Source organism: Halomonas sp. BLK-85, assembly GCF_044792155.1.
Lineage (GTDB): Bacteria > Pseudomonadota > Gammaproteobacteria > Pseudomonadales > Halomonadaceae > Vreelandella.
Genome location: NZ_CP087731.1, coordinates 2,465,555 through 2,484,127 on the forward strand (window position 1 = coordinate 2,465,555; position 18,573 = coordinate 2,484,127).

The 18,573-nt window shown below is 57.8% G+C and carries 18 protein-coding genes; 8 read left to right on the forward strand and 10 right to left on the reverse strand.

What is annotated here, in order from left to right; translation table 11 throughout:
- Nucleotides 1-28: 28 nt before the first annotated feature.
- On the reverse strand, nt 29-1,783 hold the full coding sequence (gene aceK / locus LL947_RS11215) for a bifunctional isocitrate dehydrogenase kinase/phosphatase (RefSeq protein WP_290823319.1): 1,755 nt from the start codon (nt 1,781-1,783) through the stop codon (nt 29-31).
- A 181-nt stretch (nt 1,784-1,964) separates the two neighbouring features.
- Here aceK and LL947_RS11220 point away from each other — a divergent pair, with 181 nt between their 5' ends.
- Both LL947_RS11220 and LL947_RS11225 read left to right on the forward strand, forming a co-directional pair.
- The gene (locus LL947_RS11220) at nt 1,965-2,603 is read left to right on the forward strand and encodes a class I SAM-dependent methyltransferase (RefSeq protein WP_499833234.1); all 639 of its coding nucleotides are present in this window, start codon (nt 1,965-1,967) and stop codon (nt 2,601-2,603) included.
- A gap of 20 nt (nt 2,604-2,623) precedes the next feature.
- Nucleotides 2,624-2,899: a TIGR03643 family protein gene (locus LL947_RS11225; protein WP_290823317.1), complete on the forward strand. Its 276-nt coding sequence runs from the start codon at nt 2,624-2,626 to the stop codon at nt 2,897-2,899.
- A 7-nt stretch (nt 2,900-2,906) separates the two neighbouring features.
- Here the strand turns inward: LL947_RS11225 and LL947_RS11230 are convergent, their stop codons facing one another.
- The 9 genes from LL947_RS11230 to lptF all read right to left on the reverse strand — a co-directional run bounded on the left by LL947_RS11230 (nt 2,907) and on the right by lptF (nt 10,567).
- Nucleotides 2,907-4,904: a RecQ family ATP-dependent DNA helicase gene (locus LL947_RS11230; protein ID WP_499833235.1), complete on the reverse strand. Its 1,998-nt coding sequence runs from the start codon at nt 4,902-4,904 to the stop codon at nt 2,907-2,909.
- Nucleotides 4,905-4,934: 30 nt separating this feature from the next.
- Nucleotides 4,935-5,153, reverse strand: coding sequence for a DUF1653 domain-containing protein (locus tag LL947_RS11235; protein WP_499833236.1), 219 nt, complete (start codon nt 5,151-5,153; stop codon nt 4,935-4,937).
- A 2-nt stretch (nt 5,154-5,155) separates the two neighbouring features.
- The gene (tcdA, locus tag LL947_RS11240; protein WP_499833237.1) at nt 5,156-5,989 is read right to left on the reverse strand and encodes a tRNA cyclic N6-threonylcarbamoyladenosine(37) synthase TcdA; all 834 of its coding nucleotides are present in this window, start codon (nt 5,987-5,989) and stop codon (nt 5,156-5,158) included.
- Nucleotides 5,990-6,022: 33 nt separating this feature from the next.
- On the reverse strand, nt 6,023-6,799 hold the full coding sequence (locus LL947_RS11245; protein WP_499833238.1) for a pseudouridine synthase: 777 nt from the start codon (nt 6,797-6,799) through the stop codon (nt 6,023-6,025).
- A gap of 186 nt (nt 6,800-6,985) precedes the next feature.
- A complete protein-coding gene (bfr, locus tag LL947_RS11250) occupies nt 6,986-7,471 on the reverse strand; it encodes a bacterioferritin (RefSeq protein WP_290823312.1) in 486 nt (161 codons plus the stop codon).
- Between the two features lie 138 nt (nt 7,472-7,609).
- The gene (locus LL947_RS11255; RefSeq protein ID WP_290823311.1) at nt 7,610-7,816 is read right to left on the reverse strand and encodes a (2Fe-2S)-binding protein; all 207 of its coding nucleotides are present in this window, start codon (nt 7,814-7,816) and stop codon (nt 7,610-7,612) included.
- Nucleotides 7,817-7,898: 82 nt separating this feature from the next.
- The gene (locus tag LL947_RS11260) at nt 7,899-8,396 is read right to left on the reverse strand and encodes an RDD family protein (RefSeq protein ID WP_499833239.1); all 498 of its coding nucleotides are present in this window, start codon (nt 8,394-8,396) and stop codon (nt 7,899-7,901) included.
- 30 nt (nt 8,397-8,426) lie between these two features.
- A complete protein-coding gene (lptG, locus tag LL947_RS11265) occupies nt 8,427-9,491 on the reverse strand; it encodes an LPS export ABC transporter permease LptG (protein WP_290823309.1) in 1,065 nt (354 codons plus the stop codon).
- Entirely contained in the window at nt 9,491-10,567 is a 1,077-nt protein-coding gene (gene lptF / locus LL947_RS11270) for an LPS export ABC transporter permease LptF (protein ID WP_404413978.1), read from the reverse strand. The genes lptG and lptF overlap by 1 nt, the downstream gene beginning before the upstream one ends.
- Before the next feature lie 137 nt (nt 10,568-10,704).
- On the opposite strand from lptF, the gene LL947_RS11275 reads away from it, so the two are divergent.
- The 6 genes from LL947_RS11275 to LL947_RS11300 all read left to right on the forward strand — a co-directional run bounded on the left by LL947_RS11275 (nt 10,705) and on the right by LL947_RS11300 (nt 18,497).
- The gene (locus LL947_RS11275) at nt 10,705-12,225 is read left to right on the forward strand and encodes a leucyl aminopeptidase (RefSeq protein ID WP_499833240.1); all 1,521 of its coding nucleotides are present in this window, start codon (nt 10,705-10,707) and stop codon (nt 12,223-12,225) included.
- 150 nt (nt 12,226-12,375) lie between these two features.
- A complete protein-coding gene (locus LL947_RS11280) occupies nt 12,376-13,476 on the forward strand; it encodes a branched-chain amino acid aminotransferase (RefSeq protein WP_404413982.1) in 1,101 nt (366 codons plus the stop codon).
- A gap of 53 nt (nt 13,477-13,529) precedes the next feature.
- Entirely contained in the window at nt 13,530-13,961 is a 432-nt protein-coding gene (locus LL947_RS11285) for a DNA polymerase III subunit chi (RefSeq protein WP_499833241.1), read from the forward strand.
- Nucleotides 13,962-13,995: 34 nt separating this feature from the next.
- Nucleotides 13,996-14,376, forward strand: coding sequence for a hypothetical protein (locus tag LL947_RS11290; RefSeq protein ID WP_499833242.1), 381 nt, complete (start codon nt 13,996-13,998; stop codon nt 14,374-14,376).
- A 7-nt stretch (nt 14,377-14,383) separates the two neighbouring features.
- A complete protein-coding gene (locus LL947_RS11295; protein ID WP_499833243.1) occupies nt 14,384-15,550 on the forward strand; it encodes an MFS transporter in 1,167 nt (388 codons plus the stop codon).
- 100 nt (nt 15,551-15,650) lie between these two features.
- A complete protein-coding gene (locus tag LL947_RS11300) occupies nt 15,651-18,497 on the forward strand; it encodes a valine--tRNA ligase (protein WP_499833244.1) in 2,847 nt (948 codons plus the stop codon).
- Nucleotides 18,498-18,573 lie beyond the last annotated feature (76 nt).

Below are 18,573 nucleotides of genomic sequence, written 5' to 3' on the forward strand. Positions count from 1 at the left end.
CCACCTCATCGCTGTTATGTTGGAAACATCAATATACTAGCTGCCCCACACTGCCCGCAAAACGCTGCTTGTTACGGTAGGGGTAGACATCAATCACACGCCCGTCCCGTATGGTCTGCTGCAACCCCTGCCAATAGCCTGCATCCAGAAGTTCCGGATGCAGCTCAAGGAAGCGTTCACGCAGCCTGGGGTTGGCAAACAGGAAGGGGCCGAATTCTTCCGGAAAAATATCATTGGGACCCACCGAAAAACCGGCATCTCCGTCCAGATAGGATGACTTGGGAATATGGCGGAAGTTGCACTCGGTCAGGTAGCAGATTTCATCATAATCATAGAAGATTACCCGCTTTTGCCGGGTCACCCCGAAATTTTTCAGCAGCATGTCACCGGGAAAAATATTCGCTGCCGCCAACTGCTTGATAGCATTGCCATAGTCCTTGAGTACGACCCGTGTTTCTTCGTCGCTGCACTCCTCCAGATAGATATTCAGTGGTGTCATCATCCGTTCGGTATAGCAGTGCTTGATAATCACCTTATCCCCTTTCAGATACACCGTTGACGCACACACGTCCAACAGATGCTCCAGACACTCCGGGTCAAAGTGATCCTGTCGGGCAATGAAATTGGAGAACTCCTGGGTATCTGCCATGCGCCCCACCCGATCGTGACGTTTGACCAGACGATATTTTTCGCGCACATCCTCACGGCTCATTTCCTTGACCGGATCAAACTGGTCCTTGATGATCTTGAACACCGTTCTGGATGAGGGCAGGACAAACACGGCCATCACCATGCCGCGCACCCCGGGGGCAATAATGAACCGGTCTTCACGTTTGGCCACCTGATGATTCAGCGCGCGGAAAAACGCTGTCTTGCCGTGCTTGAAAAAACCGATCGCCGCATACAGCTCACCTTCCGGCTTATGTGGCATCAGCTGCTGAAGGTAGTTGACGAATTCACCGGGCACCGGCACATCCACCTGAAAGTAGGCACGGGTGAATGAAAAGATGATCGAGACCTCGTCGGTTTCAATCAATACCGTATCCAGGTGCAGGCGGGAATCAGCGCCCTCCTGTTCGCCGTATCCCTCGCCGTGCAACACCGGCAGCACCAGCGGCACCTGTTCGCCGCCGCCGAGAATACGCCCGACAAGATAGGCGCCCTTGTTACGATAGAAAACCGGTGTCAACAATTCAATCTGAGCGTCACCGGCGTGCAGAATTGCCCTGGGGAGATGGTTTTCCAGAAAGCGTGCTCCCAGGGCCGTATCGCTGTCCAGGTCGGCAAACGGATTATTAAAACCAGCGCCAGCCAATGCCCACCCCAGGGCACTCTGCCAATCCCCGTTAACCTCTCGACGCCGACACAGTTCAATCCCTGAATGATGCGCGGCATCTTCCCGGGAGCTATAGACAAACATCCATTCATTACGGATATGCCGGTGGTGAAAGATCGAGCAGAACAGCGAGTTGAAAAAGGTTTCTGCCAATTCGTAATCCAGTCGCTGGCTGATCAGCTGTGCGTAGTGGCTGCGTGCCTCGCGCCAGCATTCGCAGTGCGCCATGACCTCATGAGGAAAGGTACGCTGCATACGCGCCAGCGTATCCCCCACTTTTTCTTCGTAAAGGTTGATGCGCTCAGCCGACGCCTGCTGGGCTTCACGCCAGGCCGCTTCGCAAAAACGTCGATTGGCATCCCGGGTGATTTCCTGGAAACGCGCCCGGTATTCATCAAATCCGTGCAGAATGGTCGTCGCCAAACGATAGGCGGGGGATAATTTCACGGCACATCTCCTCAAGTGTTTTTTCAACGTCCCTGACAGTGGCGCTTGATGCGAAGCGGACCTGATGAAGGTCAGCACCTTACCTTAGCAACACCCGATTGGCGTGTAACGGAGACTTTGGCTTAGACTCATGTCTTATGGGCCAGCGTTAATTACCCGCCCATTGACTGCGGGGGTCACCATGTTCAACGCCACTGATTGGAACCGTTTGCGCTACACGGCTTATGCGCCGCTCTATGATGCCGTTACCGAACGCGCACTGCGTCGCCCAAGGCGGATTTCACTGGGCCAGATAGACTGGCAGCCAGGCATGCGGGTGCTGTTGATAGGAGCAGGTACCGGCCTGGATATGCCCTTCATTCCGCCGGATATAGAGCTGCATGCCACTGACCTATGCCCGGCCATGGTCAAGCGCAGCCAACAGCGTGCCCAGGCCTTGCATCGCGACGTGGCCTGCCGGGTAATGGATGCCGAGGCGCTGGCCTATCCGGATGGCCATTTTGATGTGGTGATCATGCACCTGATTATCGCTGTGATGCCCGACCCGGTGCAGGGCCTGGCGGAAGCGCACCGGGTGCTCAATAATGACGGCCAGCTGGGTGTGATGGACAAGTTTCAGCCTGACGACCACCCTGCCGGCGCGCTACGCCGCGGCTTCAACGTGGTGACATCAGCGCTGGCCACTGATATCACCCGCCATGCGACGCCACTGTTACACAACGCCGGCTTCAGCATCCGTCACGACGAACCCGTGATGATGAACGGCCTGTTCCGCGCCCTGCTGGCCGCCAAGCAGGCACGGCCTGACGACGCTCACTGATTCAACAAGGAGACAGCTTTATGCCCTCTGCGGCCATCAAGCATTTTCGCCAGTTACCGGAAGATGAACAATCCCGGATCATTGAAATGGCCTGGGAAGACCGTACTCCCTTTGAAGCCATCGAAAGCCTGTTCGGGCTGGGCGAGCCGGACGTGATCAAGATCATGCGTCACCAGCTCAAACCCAACTCGTTCAAACTCTGGCGCCAGCGGGTCAGCGGTCGCAACACCAAACACAAGGCCTTGCGCTCGCCAGAGGTCAGCCGCGCCTACTGCCCCACCCAGTACAAGCGTTGAGAATTGTTCAGCTTGCGTCCAGTAATCCTGACGCCCATTCACGCACATCGCGGTAGCTGCGCTGCTCAAACACGCCAAAACCATTAATGCTTCGGGCTTTGAGCGGGGTAAACACCGGCATGCTCAGACCGCATAGAAAGTGGGCCAGCCGCTGGGCATTGGGTGGCTGGCCCAACTGGGTCGTGTGGCGTTCAATAAAAGTGGCCGCGTAGCGGTTGACATCAGCCGCGGTTAACCCAGGCAAAGGCGGCGCCTCGGGCAGCCGTGCGGGTTGGCCTTTACACACCGAACAATGGCCGCAGCGGCCCTGAGCAGTGTCGAGTGGCGCTTCAAAGGTCGTATCGCCAAAGTGCTCTGCCAGGCGCCGCGTCAGACAGGTATCAGATTCAAACAGCGCCAGCATGGCATTAAGCCGTTCGATCTCGGCGCGTTCGCGCATCAGACAGTCGTCGTACAACTGACGGGCAAGCGCCTCGATAGAAAAATCGGGCTGGCGGATGTCATAGACATCGGTCATTCGCTTGCCTTCCAGGGTCAGCCAGCCCTTATCCTGGAAGTATTCAAGGGCGGTAACCACTCGGACGCGAGAAGCGTCAATCTGGGCTGCCTGCCCGGCCTGGTGCAGGCGATCAAAATCCACGGTTCCCCAGGTGCGGGCAATTGGAATGTTATCGACCAGCAGGCGCACGAAAGCAGCGCGTTCACCGTCAAAGTAACTGATCAAGGCTTGTGGCTCGATATGGTAACGCAGCCGGTATTCCGCCAGAAACGCAAAGCGCGGCGCAATGATGCCGTGCATTTCAAGACGCACCAAAAGCGTTTTCAGTGGCAACAAGCGAATATTGGTATCCCGCGAAAGCGTGTTCAGCAGCACTTCCCATTGGCGATCCGGCGTTTGCGCCGCTGACTGTATCTCTTCCAGCAGGCGGCAAATACCGGCGTACTCAGGGGTATCGCCGTATACAAAGTTCTCCAGCACGCGCAAGCCATCACGCCCGGCGAGGGTCAGGCAGATCGCTGGCTGGCCATCGCGCCCTGCCCGGCCAATCTCCTGACTGTAGTTTTCGATCGATTTGGGCAGATCAAAATGCACCACATTGCGAATGTTGCCTTTATCAATACCCATACCAAAGGCAATAGTGGCCACAATGCAGGGCGATTCTCCCTGCATGAACTGGTGCTGAATAGCCTCCCGGTGGGCGGAATCCAGCCCCGCATGGTAGGCCTGGGCTGCAATGCCCCGGGCACTGAGCGCGCGGGCCAGCTGCTCGGCCGTTTGCTGCAGGGTCACGTAAACAATGGTGGGCGCTTGATTAGCTGGCTGCATCTGCGGCGCTAGCCACTCCATCAGCTGCTGCTGGCGATTTTCCATGGCAGGGGTCACCCACAGCGTCAGGTTGGGCCGGTAAAAACCGGTGGTGGTGACGTGCTCCTCGGCAATGGCGAATTTTTCGCGCATATCGGCAATGACCGCAGGCGTTGCCGTGGCGGTGAGCAGCAATACCTGGGGAATCGCAAACGCCTGTTGATAAACCGCCAGTTTAAGGTAATCCGGGCGAAAGTTATGCCCCCACTCAGATAAGCAGTGGGCTTCATCCACCACCATCAGGGAAATACGCACCTGGCGCAAAAAGTGGCGAAAACGCTCGTTTTTCAGCCGTTCTACCGAGATCATCAGAATTTTCAGCTCGCCATGCCGGGCGCGCTCCATCACATCACGCGTCGTGTCGCGATCCTGAGTGGAATCAATACTGGCCGCCGCAATGCCCAGGCGTTGAAGGAAGGCGAGCTGATCCTGCATCAGCGCCAACAGCGGCGACACCACCAGGGTAAGATGCGGCAGGTGCAGCGCAGGCAACTGATAACACAGTGACTTACCCGCGCCAGTGGCAAAAATGGCTGCCGCCGAATGCCCGTTCAGAATATTCTCGACCACCGCCTGCTGGCCGCCGCGAAAGTCATCAAACCCGAATACCTTTTTCAGCGTCTGCTGCGGTGTCGTCATGTCGCTCCCCTTCCCTGTGCAGCTACTGCCTTAGAATGGCTTCTCAAGGGCAAAACGCGGCTGGGTTTGACCGTCCCTGGTCACGCTTTCGGTAAACATTTCAAGCGGACGTACCCAGAGGCCGTAATCGCCGTAGAGCGCCCGATAAACCACCAGCGGCTCTTCACTTTCGCTATGCTGCGCCGTTCCCAGCACTTCGTAAAGTGCGCCTTTATAATGGCGGTAGATCCCTGGAGCTGGAAGTGTCATGGTCATTTCCTCTCGTGTGAAGTGGCTTTACGGGTCAGCCGCGCCAACACGCGTGAAGCGGCGACAAAGCCAAAAGTGCCTGTCAAAAAGGTAGCGGCACCAAAGCCCGAGGCGCAATCCAGCCGGGTGGCTTCTGCGTTAGACGGTTTCTGCGCGCAGACTTCGCCATCCGCGCCCGGATACATCAGCTGCTCATCCGAGTAGACACACTCCACCGCAAAGCGCCGCTTGGGGTTGCGCGAAAAACCATGGTCGCGACGCAGCCGAGAACGCACCTTGGCCAGCAGAGGGTCCTGCTCGGTGCGGGTGAGATCCGCCACCTGAATCCGCGTCGGGTCACTTTGCCCTCCGGCCGCTCCTGTAACGGTAATCGCTATTTTGCGCCGCTTGCACCAGGCAATTAGTGCCGCCTTGGCCACGACGCTGTCAATCGCATCCACCACATGGTCGGCGCTATCGGGAATGCGTTCAGCCAGATTCGTCGGCGTGACAAAGGCACTGTCAGCGATCACCTCCATCTCCGGGGCAATCAGCCGGCAGCGCTCGGCCAGCACCTCTACCTTGGGGCGGCCAATGGTGCCATCCAGGGCATGCAGTTGGCGGTTCACATTGGAGACACACACATCATCCAGGTCAATCAGGGTCAAGCGGCCAATACCGGAACGCGCCAATGCCTCGGCGGCCCAGCTACCCACCCCACCAACGCCTACCACCACCACATGCGCCGTGCGGAAGGCCTCTGCTGCACGGCGGCCATACAAGCGCCGGATACCGCCAAAACGCAACTCATAATCCTGATCAGCCAGTTCACGCACAGGGCTTGCTTGCACCGCCATGAAAACTCCACAAAGTTAATCAACCAGCGCTATTCACACTGGAGAAATGGATGAACGGCCTTCACTGCAGGGCGGCGTCCGTACGCTATCCACCGGCAGGTGCCCTGCCCAGCCGAGGTGATCAAACAATGCCGTCATGGTGTCATCCAAGGCACAGCTGAGCTGAACACGCTTGTCCTGTTGCGGGTGATCAAACGCCAGCCAGGTGGCTGCCAGCAGCAAACGTGGGGTCGCAAAACGCTCGGCAAAAAAGCGGTTATGGATACTCTTGCCATGTTTGGCATCACCGATGATCGGGTAGCCACGCCGGGAAAGATGACGGCGTATCTGATGGCGTCGTCCGGTCAGCGGCCGGGCTTCAATCAGCGAATAGCGGGCCACCGGATAACGATCCACCTGCACCGGCAGTTCTACGCTATCCAGGCGGCGGATATCGGTCATGGCAGGCATTGCCGGCATTTGTGCCTTGGGGCGAGTACCGTCTTCCTCACGCAGCGGATAATCCAGCCGTTCCTGCTCTGGGGCTACGCCACGCACCACCGCCAGATAGCGTTTTTCTACCTGACGTTCCGAAAAGGCAGCACTTAGACGTGCCGCCACCTCGGAGGAGAACCCAAACACCATCACACCTGAGGTCGGGCGATCCAGTCGATGCACCGGATACACCCGTCTGTTAAGTTGATTACGCAAACGCTGGAGCAGAAACTCACGCTCACCACGCGCCAGTTGCGAGCGATGAACCAGAAGACCAGCCGGCTTGTGAACCGCCACCAGATCATCATCCTGGTAAAGTATTGTCAGTGGCAACATCCTTTTCTCCGCCAGCGTTCAGCTGACTATCGTTAATCCTGATAGGGGCCAGGCAATCATTGTCGCGGCTTGCGGGAAGAATGTCATCCAGCGGTCAGCGCAAATACCAGACGTAGGGATAAACAACGCATAACGGGCAGCCCATTGGCTGCCCGTTATGCTGGGTGTAAAAATTTTCTGTGCGGGTCACTCTTCGTCGGAGGCCAACTGCATATGTGTTTGCAGGTAGTTCTGGATACCTATTTTTTCAATCAGGCCAAGCTGGGTTTCGATATGGTCAATGTGGCCTTCTTCATCAGCCAGCAGGTCGCGCAGCAGATCGCGGGTGACGTAATCCTTGACGCTTTCACAGTAGGTGATGGCTTCGATGTAATCCTTGCGGCCGTCATGTTCAATCTTGAGATCGCATTCGAGCATCTCCTGAACATTTTCGCCGATGTGCAGTTTGCCCAGATCCTGTAGATTGGGAATACCTTCCAGAAAGAGAATACGTTCAATCAGCTTATCGGCATGCTGCATTTCTTCGATGGACTCATCGTACTCCCACTTGGCAAGCTCCTTGAGACCCCAGTCCTTGTACATCTTGGCATGCAGGAAGTACTGGTTGATAGCAACAAGCTCATTGCCCAGGGCAATATTGAGATGCTGAATAACTTTCGGATCACCTTTCATGATGTCACCTTGGTTGATATCAGTGTGCTTTTAGACAGAAGAATCTAATAAAGAGTATAGCTCATGAGCAGCAAACTCCCAACATCCTTAACGATAAAACCTGGCGGTTAAAGCACAATAAAATCAGACCACTGGACATCAGACTGCGTAAGAAAGCCCCATGTTTGCTTCGCAGCGCGCTTCCTGTACCGCATCACGCGTCACGGATTTGCCAACACAGGCGCACTTGCCGCACTGAGTGGCGCACCCCGTGGCTTCGCGCACTTCACGCCAACTGCGCGCTCCGTCGCTGACATGCTGGCGGATCTGATGGTCGGTTACTCCTTTGCAGACACAAACATACATGGCAACACCTCATGAAAGTCATGAGTTAAATGTAAATGATTCGCATATATTTTTGCAAGTAGTTTCTTATCACTTTTATTGGCTATTGCTTGGCCCTTTGCTTTCTGGAGGCTGGCTTGGGCTGAACCACCGTCCGGGTGCCAGAGACAATATCCGGCCAACTGCGTCTTTCGCCATCAAACAGAACCCACCAGTAACCTAGCCCGAAAACGGCCAACGAGACCCAGGCGGTGAGGCAGCGCACCGCACTCTGCCGCCAGGTAATCGAATACCCCTTCGGGGTTTGTACCCGTAATCGCCAGGCCTGCATGCCGAGCGTCATGCCACCCCGAGTCCAGGAGTAGGCAAAGAAAAAAAATGCAGACAACACCAGCAAAAGGCGCAGCGTGACGACCGAGAACAGTGTTGCCCCGACCTCATCGGCGCTTTGCCCCAACACATAGCGGAACAGCGCAACATGTGCCACCGTTACCGCAATCCAGATGGCAACAATCAGAAAGCCATCATAGACCATCGCCCCCAGCCGTCGCCCCAGAGTGGCAGGCCATACGTTATCCAGTTGATCAAAACGTCGTTGCATGATGCCTCTCTTGTCCATCAGTTTTGAGCGCTAACCATTGCGGCGCAGAAAATGGATACCTACCAACGCACAGGCCAGAGTTGGTACCAGCACCGCCCAGACCGGTGAAAAACCAAACAGTGTCGACGCAGGTGCCAGCAGATCCTGGGTATACTTGAACAGCAAACCGGTAATCACGCCGTAGAACACCCGAGTGCCCGCTGCCACGCTGCGCAAAGGGCCGAACACAAAGGAAGCCGCAATCAGCACCAGTGACCCCATGGTCAGCGGCATCAGCATCTTTTGCCAGAAATGCAGCAAGGGTTCGTCCGCCTGCTGACCCTGTGCGCGCAGAAAGCCTGCATAGGCATAAAGCTCACTGGGTGCCTGGCTATCAATATCGCGCAGCAAACGCTCCAGCTGCACAGGCGTCAGGTTGGTTTCCCAGCGCCGGGTGGCATGCTGTTCGGCTTCGGTGTGCTCCTCATAAAGCCGGGTAGTAGCGACATTTTCCAACTGCCACTGATTGTCTTCCCAGCGCGCCCGCTGGGCATAGGAAACTTCCACCAGTTGACGCTCATCAAATCGATAGCGGGTAAGATCCAGCACAACATTATCAGCGCGGATGGCGCCAAACCGGTAGATGCTGTCATTCTCGATCTGCCAGCCGCTGCGGCTGGTCAGGACGGCGCCAGACCCCTGGCGTTTTTCCAGTTTCCAGGCTTCGGCAAACTGCTCGGTACGCGGGCTGATGTACTCTGCCACCAGCAGCACCACCACAATCACCAGTAGCACCGGCTTCATGACCCCCCAGACAATGCGAGCCAGCGAGCGCCCTGCTGCGCGCATGACGGTCAACTCGTTGCTGGAGGCCATACTGCCCAGGCCAATGAGGGCACCGATCAATACCGCCACCGGCGCATACTGGTAAAACCGCCAGGGAACGCGCAATAACAGATATGCCAACACATCCAGGGCGGTATAGCCCTGCTGCACATCGCCAAGGTCATCAATATAGGCAATGGTGATATCCAGTCCGAGGAGTACCACCTGAACGACTATTATGGCGGCAAGCACATTACGGGCAATGTAACGGTCCAGCTGATCCAGCAGCATTAGCGCATCCCCTTGCGTTGTGAATGCCACAGTAACATCAGCCCCAGCCCCAGGAATAACCCGTGAACCGGCCAAACGCCCAGCGATGACGACCAGCTACCGCTGCCGATCATGTCAACGGCCGCCAACAGCAGGCTGAGATAGGCCACGTACAGAAAAACCGCGGGCAGGAGTTTGGCAAAGCGCCCCTGACGCGGATTGACCCGGGATAACGGCTGAGCCATCAGGGCCAGAACAAAGACCATCAACGGCAACCCCGCTCGCCACTGCCACTGAGCCTGCGCACGAGGATCAGGGTTGGCCAGCAAAGCAGGCGTGCTAGCATATTCCAGCGCGTCGACTTCTTCTACGCGACCGCTGGCACCCAGCCTCAAGGTGTAGCGTTCAAAGACGAGTTTTTCTGCCTCAAAGCGGCCAGGCGTTACGCCGTATCGCTCGCCGTTTTCCAGCACCAGGAAGCGGCTGCCCGTATCATCACGCAATTCCTGATAGCCGCGGGCAGCTCGGGTAACGTAATGATGTTCGCTTTCAGCCGTGTTGCCTATCTCATTGACAAAAACATTTTTCATCTCGGTGCCATCACTGGAAAAACCGCTGATGTAGGCGGTACGCCCCTGGCCAAACTCCTGAAAGCGACCGGGTGCCAGGATGGATACATCCAGACGGCTGCGCTGCTCTTCCAGCAGGGTTTCAGTATTGAAAGCACCCAGCGGGGTCAACCACAGGCTGCATACGCCCACCATTACGGCCACCACTAGCGCAGGCAGCAGCGTTACCTTCAGCAAGCGCGTCGGGCTGACACCACAGGCCACCATGACGGTAATCTCGCTGTTCATGTACAGCTGGCCATAGGCAAGCAGAATGCCCAGAAAAAAGGCCAGCGGCAGAATCAGCTCCATAAACCCTGGCAGGTGAAAAAGCATCAGGCTACCCAGAATAGTTAACGGAATATCACCTTCTGCAGCGCTGGAAAAATAGCGGATAAACCGGCTACCCATGATCACCAGCAGCAATATACCCGCCACTGCGGTCATGGTTAGCAGCACTTCGCGGGTTAAATAGCGAAATAAAATCAACGCACTCTCCGGCCAATCGTGCAGGATGCCATGCAATGCGCCCAAGGCTTGGGTACACTTGTTTCAGAGGGCACAATAACAGCTCACTTTTGGGGCATTATCCCGAATCCTGCGATGCTTGTCTTGTTGGAGACGTCATGGAATTTTCCGTTCATACAGCCAACCCGGCGAAAGCCGAAACGGCTTGTCTTGCTGTACCGGTATTTAACGATAGTGAACTCCTTCCTGCGGTTGCGAAACTTGATGACGCCAGCGAGCGACTGATCAGTCAGCTGGTTGAAAGTGGCGACTTCGACGCGGCAGTTGGCAATACCCTGATGTTGCCGTTTGCTCCCGGGCTTGGCACTGAACGCTTGCTGCTGGTGGGGTTGGGCGCGCGTGAAAAATGCAAGGATGCCGCCTTCCTGAAGGCCCTTGACGCCGCCGCCAGCGCGCTTATCAAGCTCCCTATCGATGAAGCTTGCCTGGCATTTACCGATGTGCCACTGGAAGATCGCGACTCGGCATGGAAAGCGCGCAAGGTCATGGAAGCCGGAGAGCGTGCGCTCTACCGCTTTGATACCTTCAAGTCACAACCTTTACCGCGAGCCTCCCTGCAGCGCTTTACCCTGCTGCTCAGCGAGAGCGATGAAGCCGAGCAGGCCCGGGAAGGTGGCCATATCGGGGTGGCGGTCGGCCAGGGCATCAATGCCGCCCGCACGCTGGGCAACCTGCCAGGTAATATTTGCACGCCGCGCTATCTGGCGGAGCAGGCCGAAAAATTGGCTGCCGGTTCCGAAGGCCGACTGACCACCGAGATTCTCGATGAAGACGCGCTTGAAACGCTCGGCGCCCATTCGTTACTGTCAGTCGGCCATGGCAGCCGCGAACCTTCCCGCCTGATTGTAATGCGTTATCAGGGTGCAGAAGATACCACTGAGGCTCCCCATGTACTGGTCGGCAAGGGTATCACCTTTGACACCGGCGGTATTTCGCTCAAGCCCGGCGAGGCCATGGATGAAATGAAGTTCGATATGTGCGGCGCGGCCAGCGTGTTTGGCACCGTTAACGCCGTTCTGGCCATCAAGCCCAGGCTCAACCTGGTATTTATTGTAGCGGCGGCGGAAAACATGCCCGACGGCGCGGCCACCAAGCCGGGAGATATCATCCACACCTTAAAGGGCTTGACGGTTGAAGTTCTCAACACCGATGCCGAGGGCCGGCTGGCGCTGTGCGATGCGCTCACCTACGCGGAGCGCTTTGAACCTGCCAGCGTGGTGGATATCGCCACCCTGACCGGCGCCTGCATCATCGGGCTTGGCCATCATGCGACCGGGCTTTTATCCAACGATGACGACCTGGCACTGGATATTCTTGACGCAGGCGATACCGCCTGGGACCGCGCTTGGCACCTGCCATTATGGGATGAGTATCAGGAGCAGCTGGATTCCAACTTTGCCGACCTGGCCAACATCGGCGGGCGCCCGGCAGGTACCATCACTGCCGCCTGCTTTCTGTCGCGCTTTGCGGATCACTTCCCCTGGGCACACCTGGATATCGCCGGCACCGCCTGGCACTCCGGCAAGCAGAAAGGCGCCACTGGCCGGCCGGTGGGGCTGCTGACCCAATACCTGCTGGATCGTGAAACCGATGTCCAGGTAGAAAATAGCGACGACTAACTTCAAAATCAGGCATCTGGCGGTTGCCTTTCAGTGACGCAACCGTTACATCTTGGGGCAGTGATACGTCGTATAGGCACCGGGCTGGCTGGTGCCTATATCTGGTTAACAAGTTTAAAAGCGTTTTAACGCTAGCTGTGGAGAATCATCGTGCCCACCGACCGCTTTACCCTGCTGCCGTCCAATCAGCCGACGGCAGACAACATCCGCGATAGCATCCTGCAAAACCCCGGGTTTGGCAGCCACTTTACCGATCATATGGCCCATGTTCGCTGGACCCTTGATAGCGGCTGGCATGCCCATGAAGTTCGCCCCTACGGCCCTTTGACTCTCGACCCGGCGGCTTCAGTGCTGCACTACGGTCAGGAAATTTTCGAGGGGATCAAGGCTTATCGGCATGCCGATGGTTCCGTATGGACATTTCGCCCGGAAAAGAATGCCGAGCGCTTTCGTCGCAGTGCCCGCCGTCTGGCCCTGCCGGAGCTTTCTGATGAAGACTTTATCGGCTCACTGAAAGCCCTGCTGGCTCAGGATCATGCCTGGGTGCCCACACCTGTCAGTGATTCCGACGAGTGCAGCCTTTATTTGCGCCCCTTCATGATTGCCTCAGAAGCTTTTCTGGGCGTACGCCCCGCCCATGAGGTTGATTACTACGTGATCGCCTCACCCGCGGCGGCCTACTTCAAGGGCGGTATTGATCCGGTATCGATCTGGCTGTCTACCCACTATAACCGCGCGGCCCCGGGTGGCACCGGTTTTGCCAAGTGCGGCGGCAACTACGCCGCCTCACTGGCCGCCCAGAAAGAGGCGTCTGCTAACGGTTGCAGCCAGGTAGCGTTTCTGGATGCGGCGGAAGGCAAATGGATCGAAGAGCTTGGCGGCATGAACCTGTTCTTCGTGTTCAAGGATGGCCGCGTCGTCACCCCGCGCCTGACCGACACCATACTGGAAGGCGTTACCCGCAACTCGGTACTCACCCTGGCCAAGGACGAAGGCCTGACACCGGAAGAGCGCCCCATCAGTATCGATGAATGGCGCGAAGGCGCGGCCTCGGGCGAGATCAGCGAAGTCTTTGCCTGCGGCACGGCAGCAGTGATTACCCCGGTAGGTGAGCTGGTTACCGACAGCGAACGCATCACTCTGACCGCTGGCGGCAACAACGATATTGCCAAGCGCATTCGCACCAAACTGCTTGACCTGCAGTACGGCCGCAGCGAAGACAAGTACGGCTGGCTGACCCGGCTGGTCTGACCCTCGAAAATGCCTGCCACCCACGTTGCGGGTGGCAGGCGCTGGAAACCGCCATGGCCCGCATTGATTTCTACATCCTGCCAGACACCACCCTGGACGCCCGCCTGCAGTTTGCCTGCAAATTAGCGGAAACCATCTGGCGCAAGGGTTACCGGCTGCACCTGCACTGCGAGGACGAGGCCCTGGCCCGGCAGGCCGATGACGCCCTGTGGCGCTTTCGCCCGGACGCCTACCTGCCTCACGCCCTGGAAGACAGCACCCTGGCTGCCCAGGTGCCAGTCACCCTCGGCTGGCATGCCCTCCCCGCCCCGGCACAAGACGCCGCCCTGCTCAACCTGCACCCGGAAATTCCCGACGGCTTCGACGCCTACGCCCGTGTTGCGGAAATCATCAACCAGCACCAGGACGTACTCATCGCCAAACGCGCCTGCTGGAAACGCTACAAGGAAATGGGCCACGAAGTCGTGCCGCATCAACTGGGGTGAAGAACAATCATCGAGATCAAATGGGTGGCTAATAATGCATAACACCAAAACATGGCTGACTCTCTTCTTCACCATGGCATTATCGGCCTGCTCGACGCTGGATGAAAACAAGACATCAAGCGTTACCTCGCTAAGCGAGCAGGATCAGTATGCGCTGGAGATAGGGCAAAAGGTGCTCACAATTCAAAAAGCACTGGAAAATCCCGAACGGCACGCCTCGATAGAAGCTGTTAAAGCACTGGGGCTGGATTCGCGGCATTATGTGATGGTCAGGGGTTGGCTGATTCAGGCGCTGCGTTCAGCCGAAAGCGGGCAGGATACGTCCACTTACCAGACTTCCGCTGCCTATAAAAACGCCACCGATAAGCGGATTAGCGCTTTGCGCCGTATGATACGTGCCATTGACCTGGAGTAGCCCCGCCATGCTCAAACGCCACCCGCTGATCACTATCGTGGTTGCCCAGTTATTCGGCACGTCGCTGTGGTTCAGCGTCAATGGCGTGGGCACTGCCCTGCAGCAGTCTGCCGGGCTGAGCGGCGCGGATCTCGGTCTGCTGACCATGGCAGTGCAGGCGGGGTTTATCAGCGGTACTCTGGTGATTGCCACCAGCGGTCTGGCCGACCGTCTGCTTGCCAGCCAGCTGTTTGCCATGGCTGCCGTCTGCGGGGCAATCATCAATGCGGCGTTTATTGTCAGTCTGGAAAGCCTGACAGGTGCCATCCTGCTGCGTTTTATGACCGGGCTTTGCCTGGCCGGCATTTACCCTTTGGGCATGAAGCTGGTGGTCAGCTGGACGCCTCAACAGGCGGGTGCAGCGCTAGGCTGGCTGGTGGGCATGCTGACCCTGGGTACCGCCTCACCCCACCTGTTACGCGGGGTAACCCTACACATGCCCTGGCAGACGCCTCTGCTGCTATCTTCTTTGTTGGCGCTGATGGCCGCCGCCATGATCTACCGTCTGGGGGTTGGTCCCCACCTACCGCCAACAGCCGCAGGTGGCCGCCCCTGGGCGGGACTCGCGGCCTTTCGTCGCCGGGACTTTCGCGCCGCGGCACTGGGGTATTTTGGCCACTGCTGGGAGCTTTATGCCTTCTGGACGCTCACGCCCTTTCTGGTCGCCCGGGAGCTGGCTCGCCTGGATGCCCCCACCACCGGTATTGCCTGGCTGAGCTTTGCGGTGATCGCCATCGGCATGCTGGGCTGTGTGCTGGCAGGCCGCGCCAGCCAGCGTTTTGGCAGCGCGCGGGTGGCCTTTGTTGCCCTGGCCACCTCCGGCGCCCTTTGTCTCTTTTACCCCTGGCTGGGTAGCGCGCCACCGTTAATCTTGCTGGCCTTACTGCTGCTGTGGGGCTTTAGCGTCATTGCCGATTCGGCGCAGTTTTCTGCGCTTGCTTCAGTCTCGGCACCCAGCGACCGGTTAGGCGCCGCATTGGCGATGATGAATGCCATCGGCTTCAGCCTGACCCTGCCGGCTATTGCGCTGGTCACCTCGCTGTGGAGCACCCAGGGGCTGACGGTGATCTGGTGGCTGCTGCCCGGGCCGCTGCTGGGGTTGCTGGCCATGCGGCGGCTAACGCTCAGGGCCTGACGTCAGCGCCTGTGACGCGCTATACTAACGGCCATTTTGCGAACCCAATCAATGCATTCGCTGCCCGCTAACCCAGGGCACCGCCGCTGTGAGCCAATCCATGGAAAAGACCTACCAACCCGAACAGATCGAAACCCGCTGGTACGCGCGCTGGGAAGCGGATAACCGCTTCGCCCCTTCCGGCCAGGGCGAGCCTTACGCCATCATGATTCCACCGCCCAACGTGACCGGCAGCCTGCATATGGGCCATGCGTTTCAGGATACCATCATGGATACCCTGATCCGCCTCAAGCGCATGCAGGGCAACAACACCCTCTGGCAGATCGGCACCGATCATGCCGGTATTGCCACCCAGATGCTGGTGGAGCGCAAGGTGGCCGCCGAGGAAGGCAAGACTCGCCATGAGCTGGGCCGCGATGCGTTTATTGACAAGGTGTGGGAGTGGAAGGAAGAGTCCGGTGGCCACATTACCCGCCAGCTGCGCCGCATGGGCGCCAGCGTGGATTGGTCGCGGGAGCGCTTCACCATGGATGACGGCTTCTATAAAGCGGTGCAGGAAGTTTTCGTGCGCCTGCATGAAGACAACCTCATCTATCGCGGCAAGCGGTTGGTCAACTGGGATCCAACCCTGCACACCGCCATTTCCGACCTGGAAGTGGAAAACAAGGACCAGCAAGGCAGCTTCTGGCATTTCCGCTACCCGCTGGCCGATGGCGTGACCACCGCCGATGGCAAGGATTATCTGGTGGTGGCGACCACTCGCCCGGAAACCCTGCTGGGGGATACCGGCGTGGCGGTCAACCCGGACGACGAACGCTATGCCTCACTGGTCGGCAAGTTTATCGAGCTGCCGCTGGTCGGTCGGCGTATTCCTGTCGTCGCCGATGAGCATGCCGATATGGAAAAAGGCTCCGGCTGCGTCAAGATTACCCCGGCCCACGACTTTAACGACTACGAAGTCGGCAAGCGCCAGAATCACCTGCTGATCAATGTGTTCAGCAAGGATGCGACTATTCTTCAGCGCGCCGAGATCTTTGACCTCAAGGGTCAGCCACAGCCTGAAGAAGACGCCACCCTGCCCGCCAAATACGCAGGGCTTGACCGCTTCGAGGCGCGCAAGCAGATCGTCGCCGATATGAACGCCCTGGGTTTGCTGGCGCAGATCGAGACGGTCAACAACACCCTGCCCTATGGCGACCGTTCCGGCGATGTGATTGAGCCACTGCTCACTGATCAGTGGTTTGTCGCGGTGGAAGAGCTGGCCAAGCCCGCCATTGCCGCGGTGGAAAACGGCGATATCCAGTTCGTGCCCAAGAACTACGAAAACATGTACTTCGCCTGGATGCGCGACCTGCAGGACTGGTGTATCTCCCGCCAGCTGTGGTGGGGCCACCGTATACCGGCCTGGTACGATGCGGACGGCAATGTGTATGTGGCGCGCACCGAAAAAGAAGCCCGCGAAAAGCACGGCCTTTCCGCAAACGTCACGCTGACGCAAGACGAAGATGTTCTCGACACCTGGTTCAGCTCAGGCCTGTGGACCTTTGGCACCCTGGGCTGGCCGGAAAAGACCCCGGAACTGGAAACCTTCCACCCCACCAGCGTGCTGGTCACCGGTTTTGACATCATCTTCTTCTGGGTCGCCCGGATGATCATGATGACGCTGAAGTTCATGGACGAAGTGCCGTTCAAGACCGTCTATGTGCATGGTCTGGTGCGCGATAGCCAGGGCCATAAGATGTCCAAATCCAAGGGCAACGTGCTGGACCCCATTGACCTGATTGACGGCATCAGCCTGGACGATCTGGTTGAAAAACGCACCGGAAACATGATGCAGCCGCAGAAAGCCAAGGCGATTGCAAAGGCCACCCGCGACGAATTCAAGGACGGCATAGAAGCCCACGGCACCGATGCCCTGCGCTTCACCTTTCTTTCCCAGGCCACCACCGGGCGGGATATCAAGTTTGATATGAACCGCCTGGACGGCTACCGCAACTTCTGCAACAAGTTATGGAACGCCTCGCGCTACGTGCTGATGAATGCGGAAGGCGAGGATTGCGGCGCAAACGGCGGTGAGGTGAGCCTCTCTCTGGCGGATCGCTGGATCATTTCCCAGTTGCAGAAGACCGAAACCCAGGTCACCAGGGCGCTGGACGAATATCGCTTCGACCATGCCTCCCAGGCGCTGTATGAGTTTGTCTGGAATGAATACTGCGACTGGTACCTGGAGCTATCCAAGCCGGTGCTCTGGGATGAAAATGCCAGTGAATCCGCCAAACGCGGCACGCGGCGAACCCTGGTGCGGGTGCTGGAAGTCATCCTGCGCCTCGCCCATCCGATGATGCCGTATATCTCCGAAGAGATCTGGCAGCGGGTTGCGCCACTGGCGGGCACCTACGCCGGTGATAACCCTTCCATCATGAACCAGCCCTGGCCACAGGCCGATGAAAGCCGCATTGACGAGCAGGCCACCCGGGATATCGAATGGCTGAAGGGGGTGATTATCGCGGTGCGCAATATCCGCGCCGAGATGAACATTGCCCCCGGCAAGCCGCTGGATATTTTGCTCACCAAAGGCAAGGCGGAAGATGCCGAACGTCTGGAAAGCAATCGCCACTTCCTGGCCAAACTGGCCAAGCTGGAAAGCGCCACCTGGCTGGCCAACCCGGACGACGCACCGCTGTCAGCCACCCAGCTGGTGGGTGATATGGAAGTCCTGGTGCCCATGGCAGATTTAATCGACAAAGACGCTGAACTCAAGCGGCTGGCCAAGGAAATCGACAAGCAGGACAAGCTGATCAGCGGCATTGAGAAAAAACTCGGCAACGAAGGCTTTATCGCCAAAGCCCCGCAAGCCGTGGTGGAAAAGGAACGCGGCAAACTCGCCGAATTCCAGGCCGCTAAAAAACTCTTGGAAGAACAGCAAACTAAAATCTCCGCTTTATAAAGCGGCTATGCATAAGCAGCAACGGCACCCGTGGGTGCCGTTGCTGCTTATGACTGATTGGCGTTAACGCTTGGCA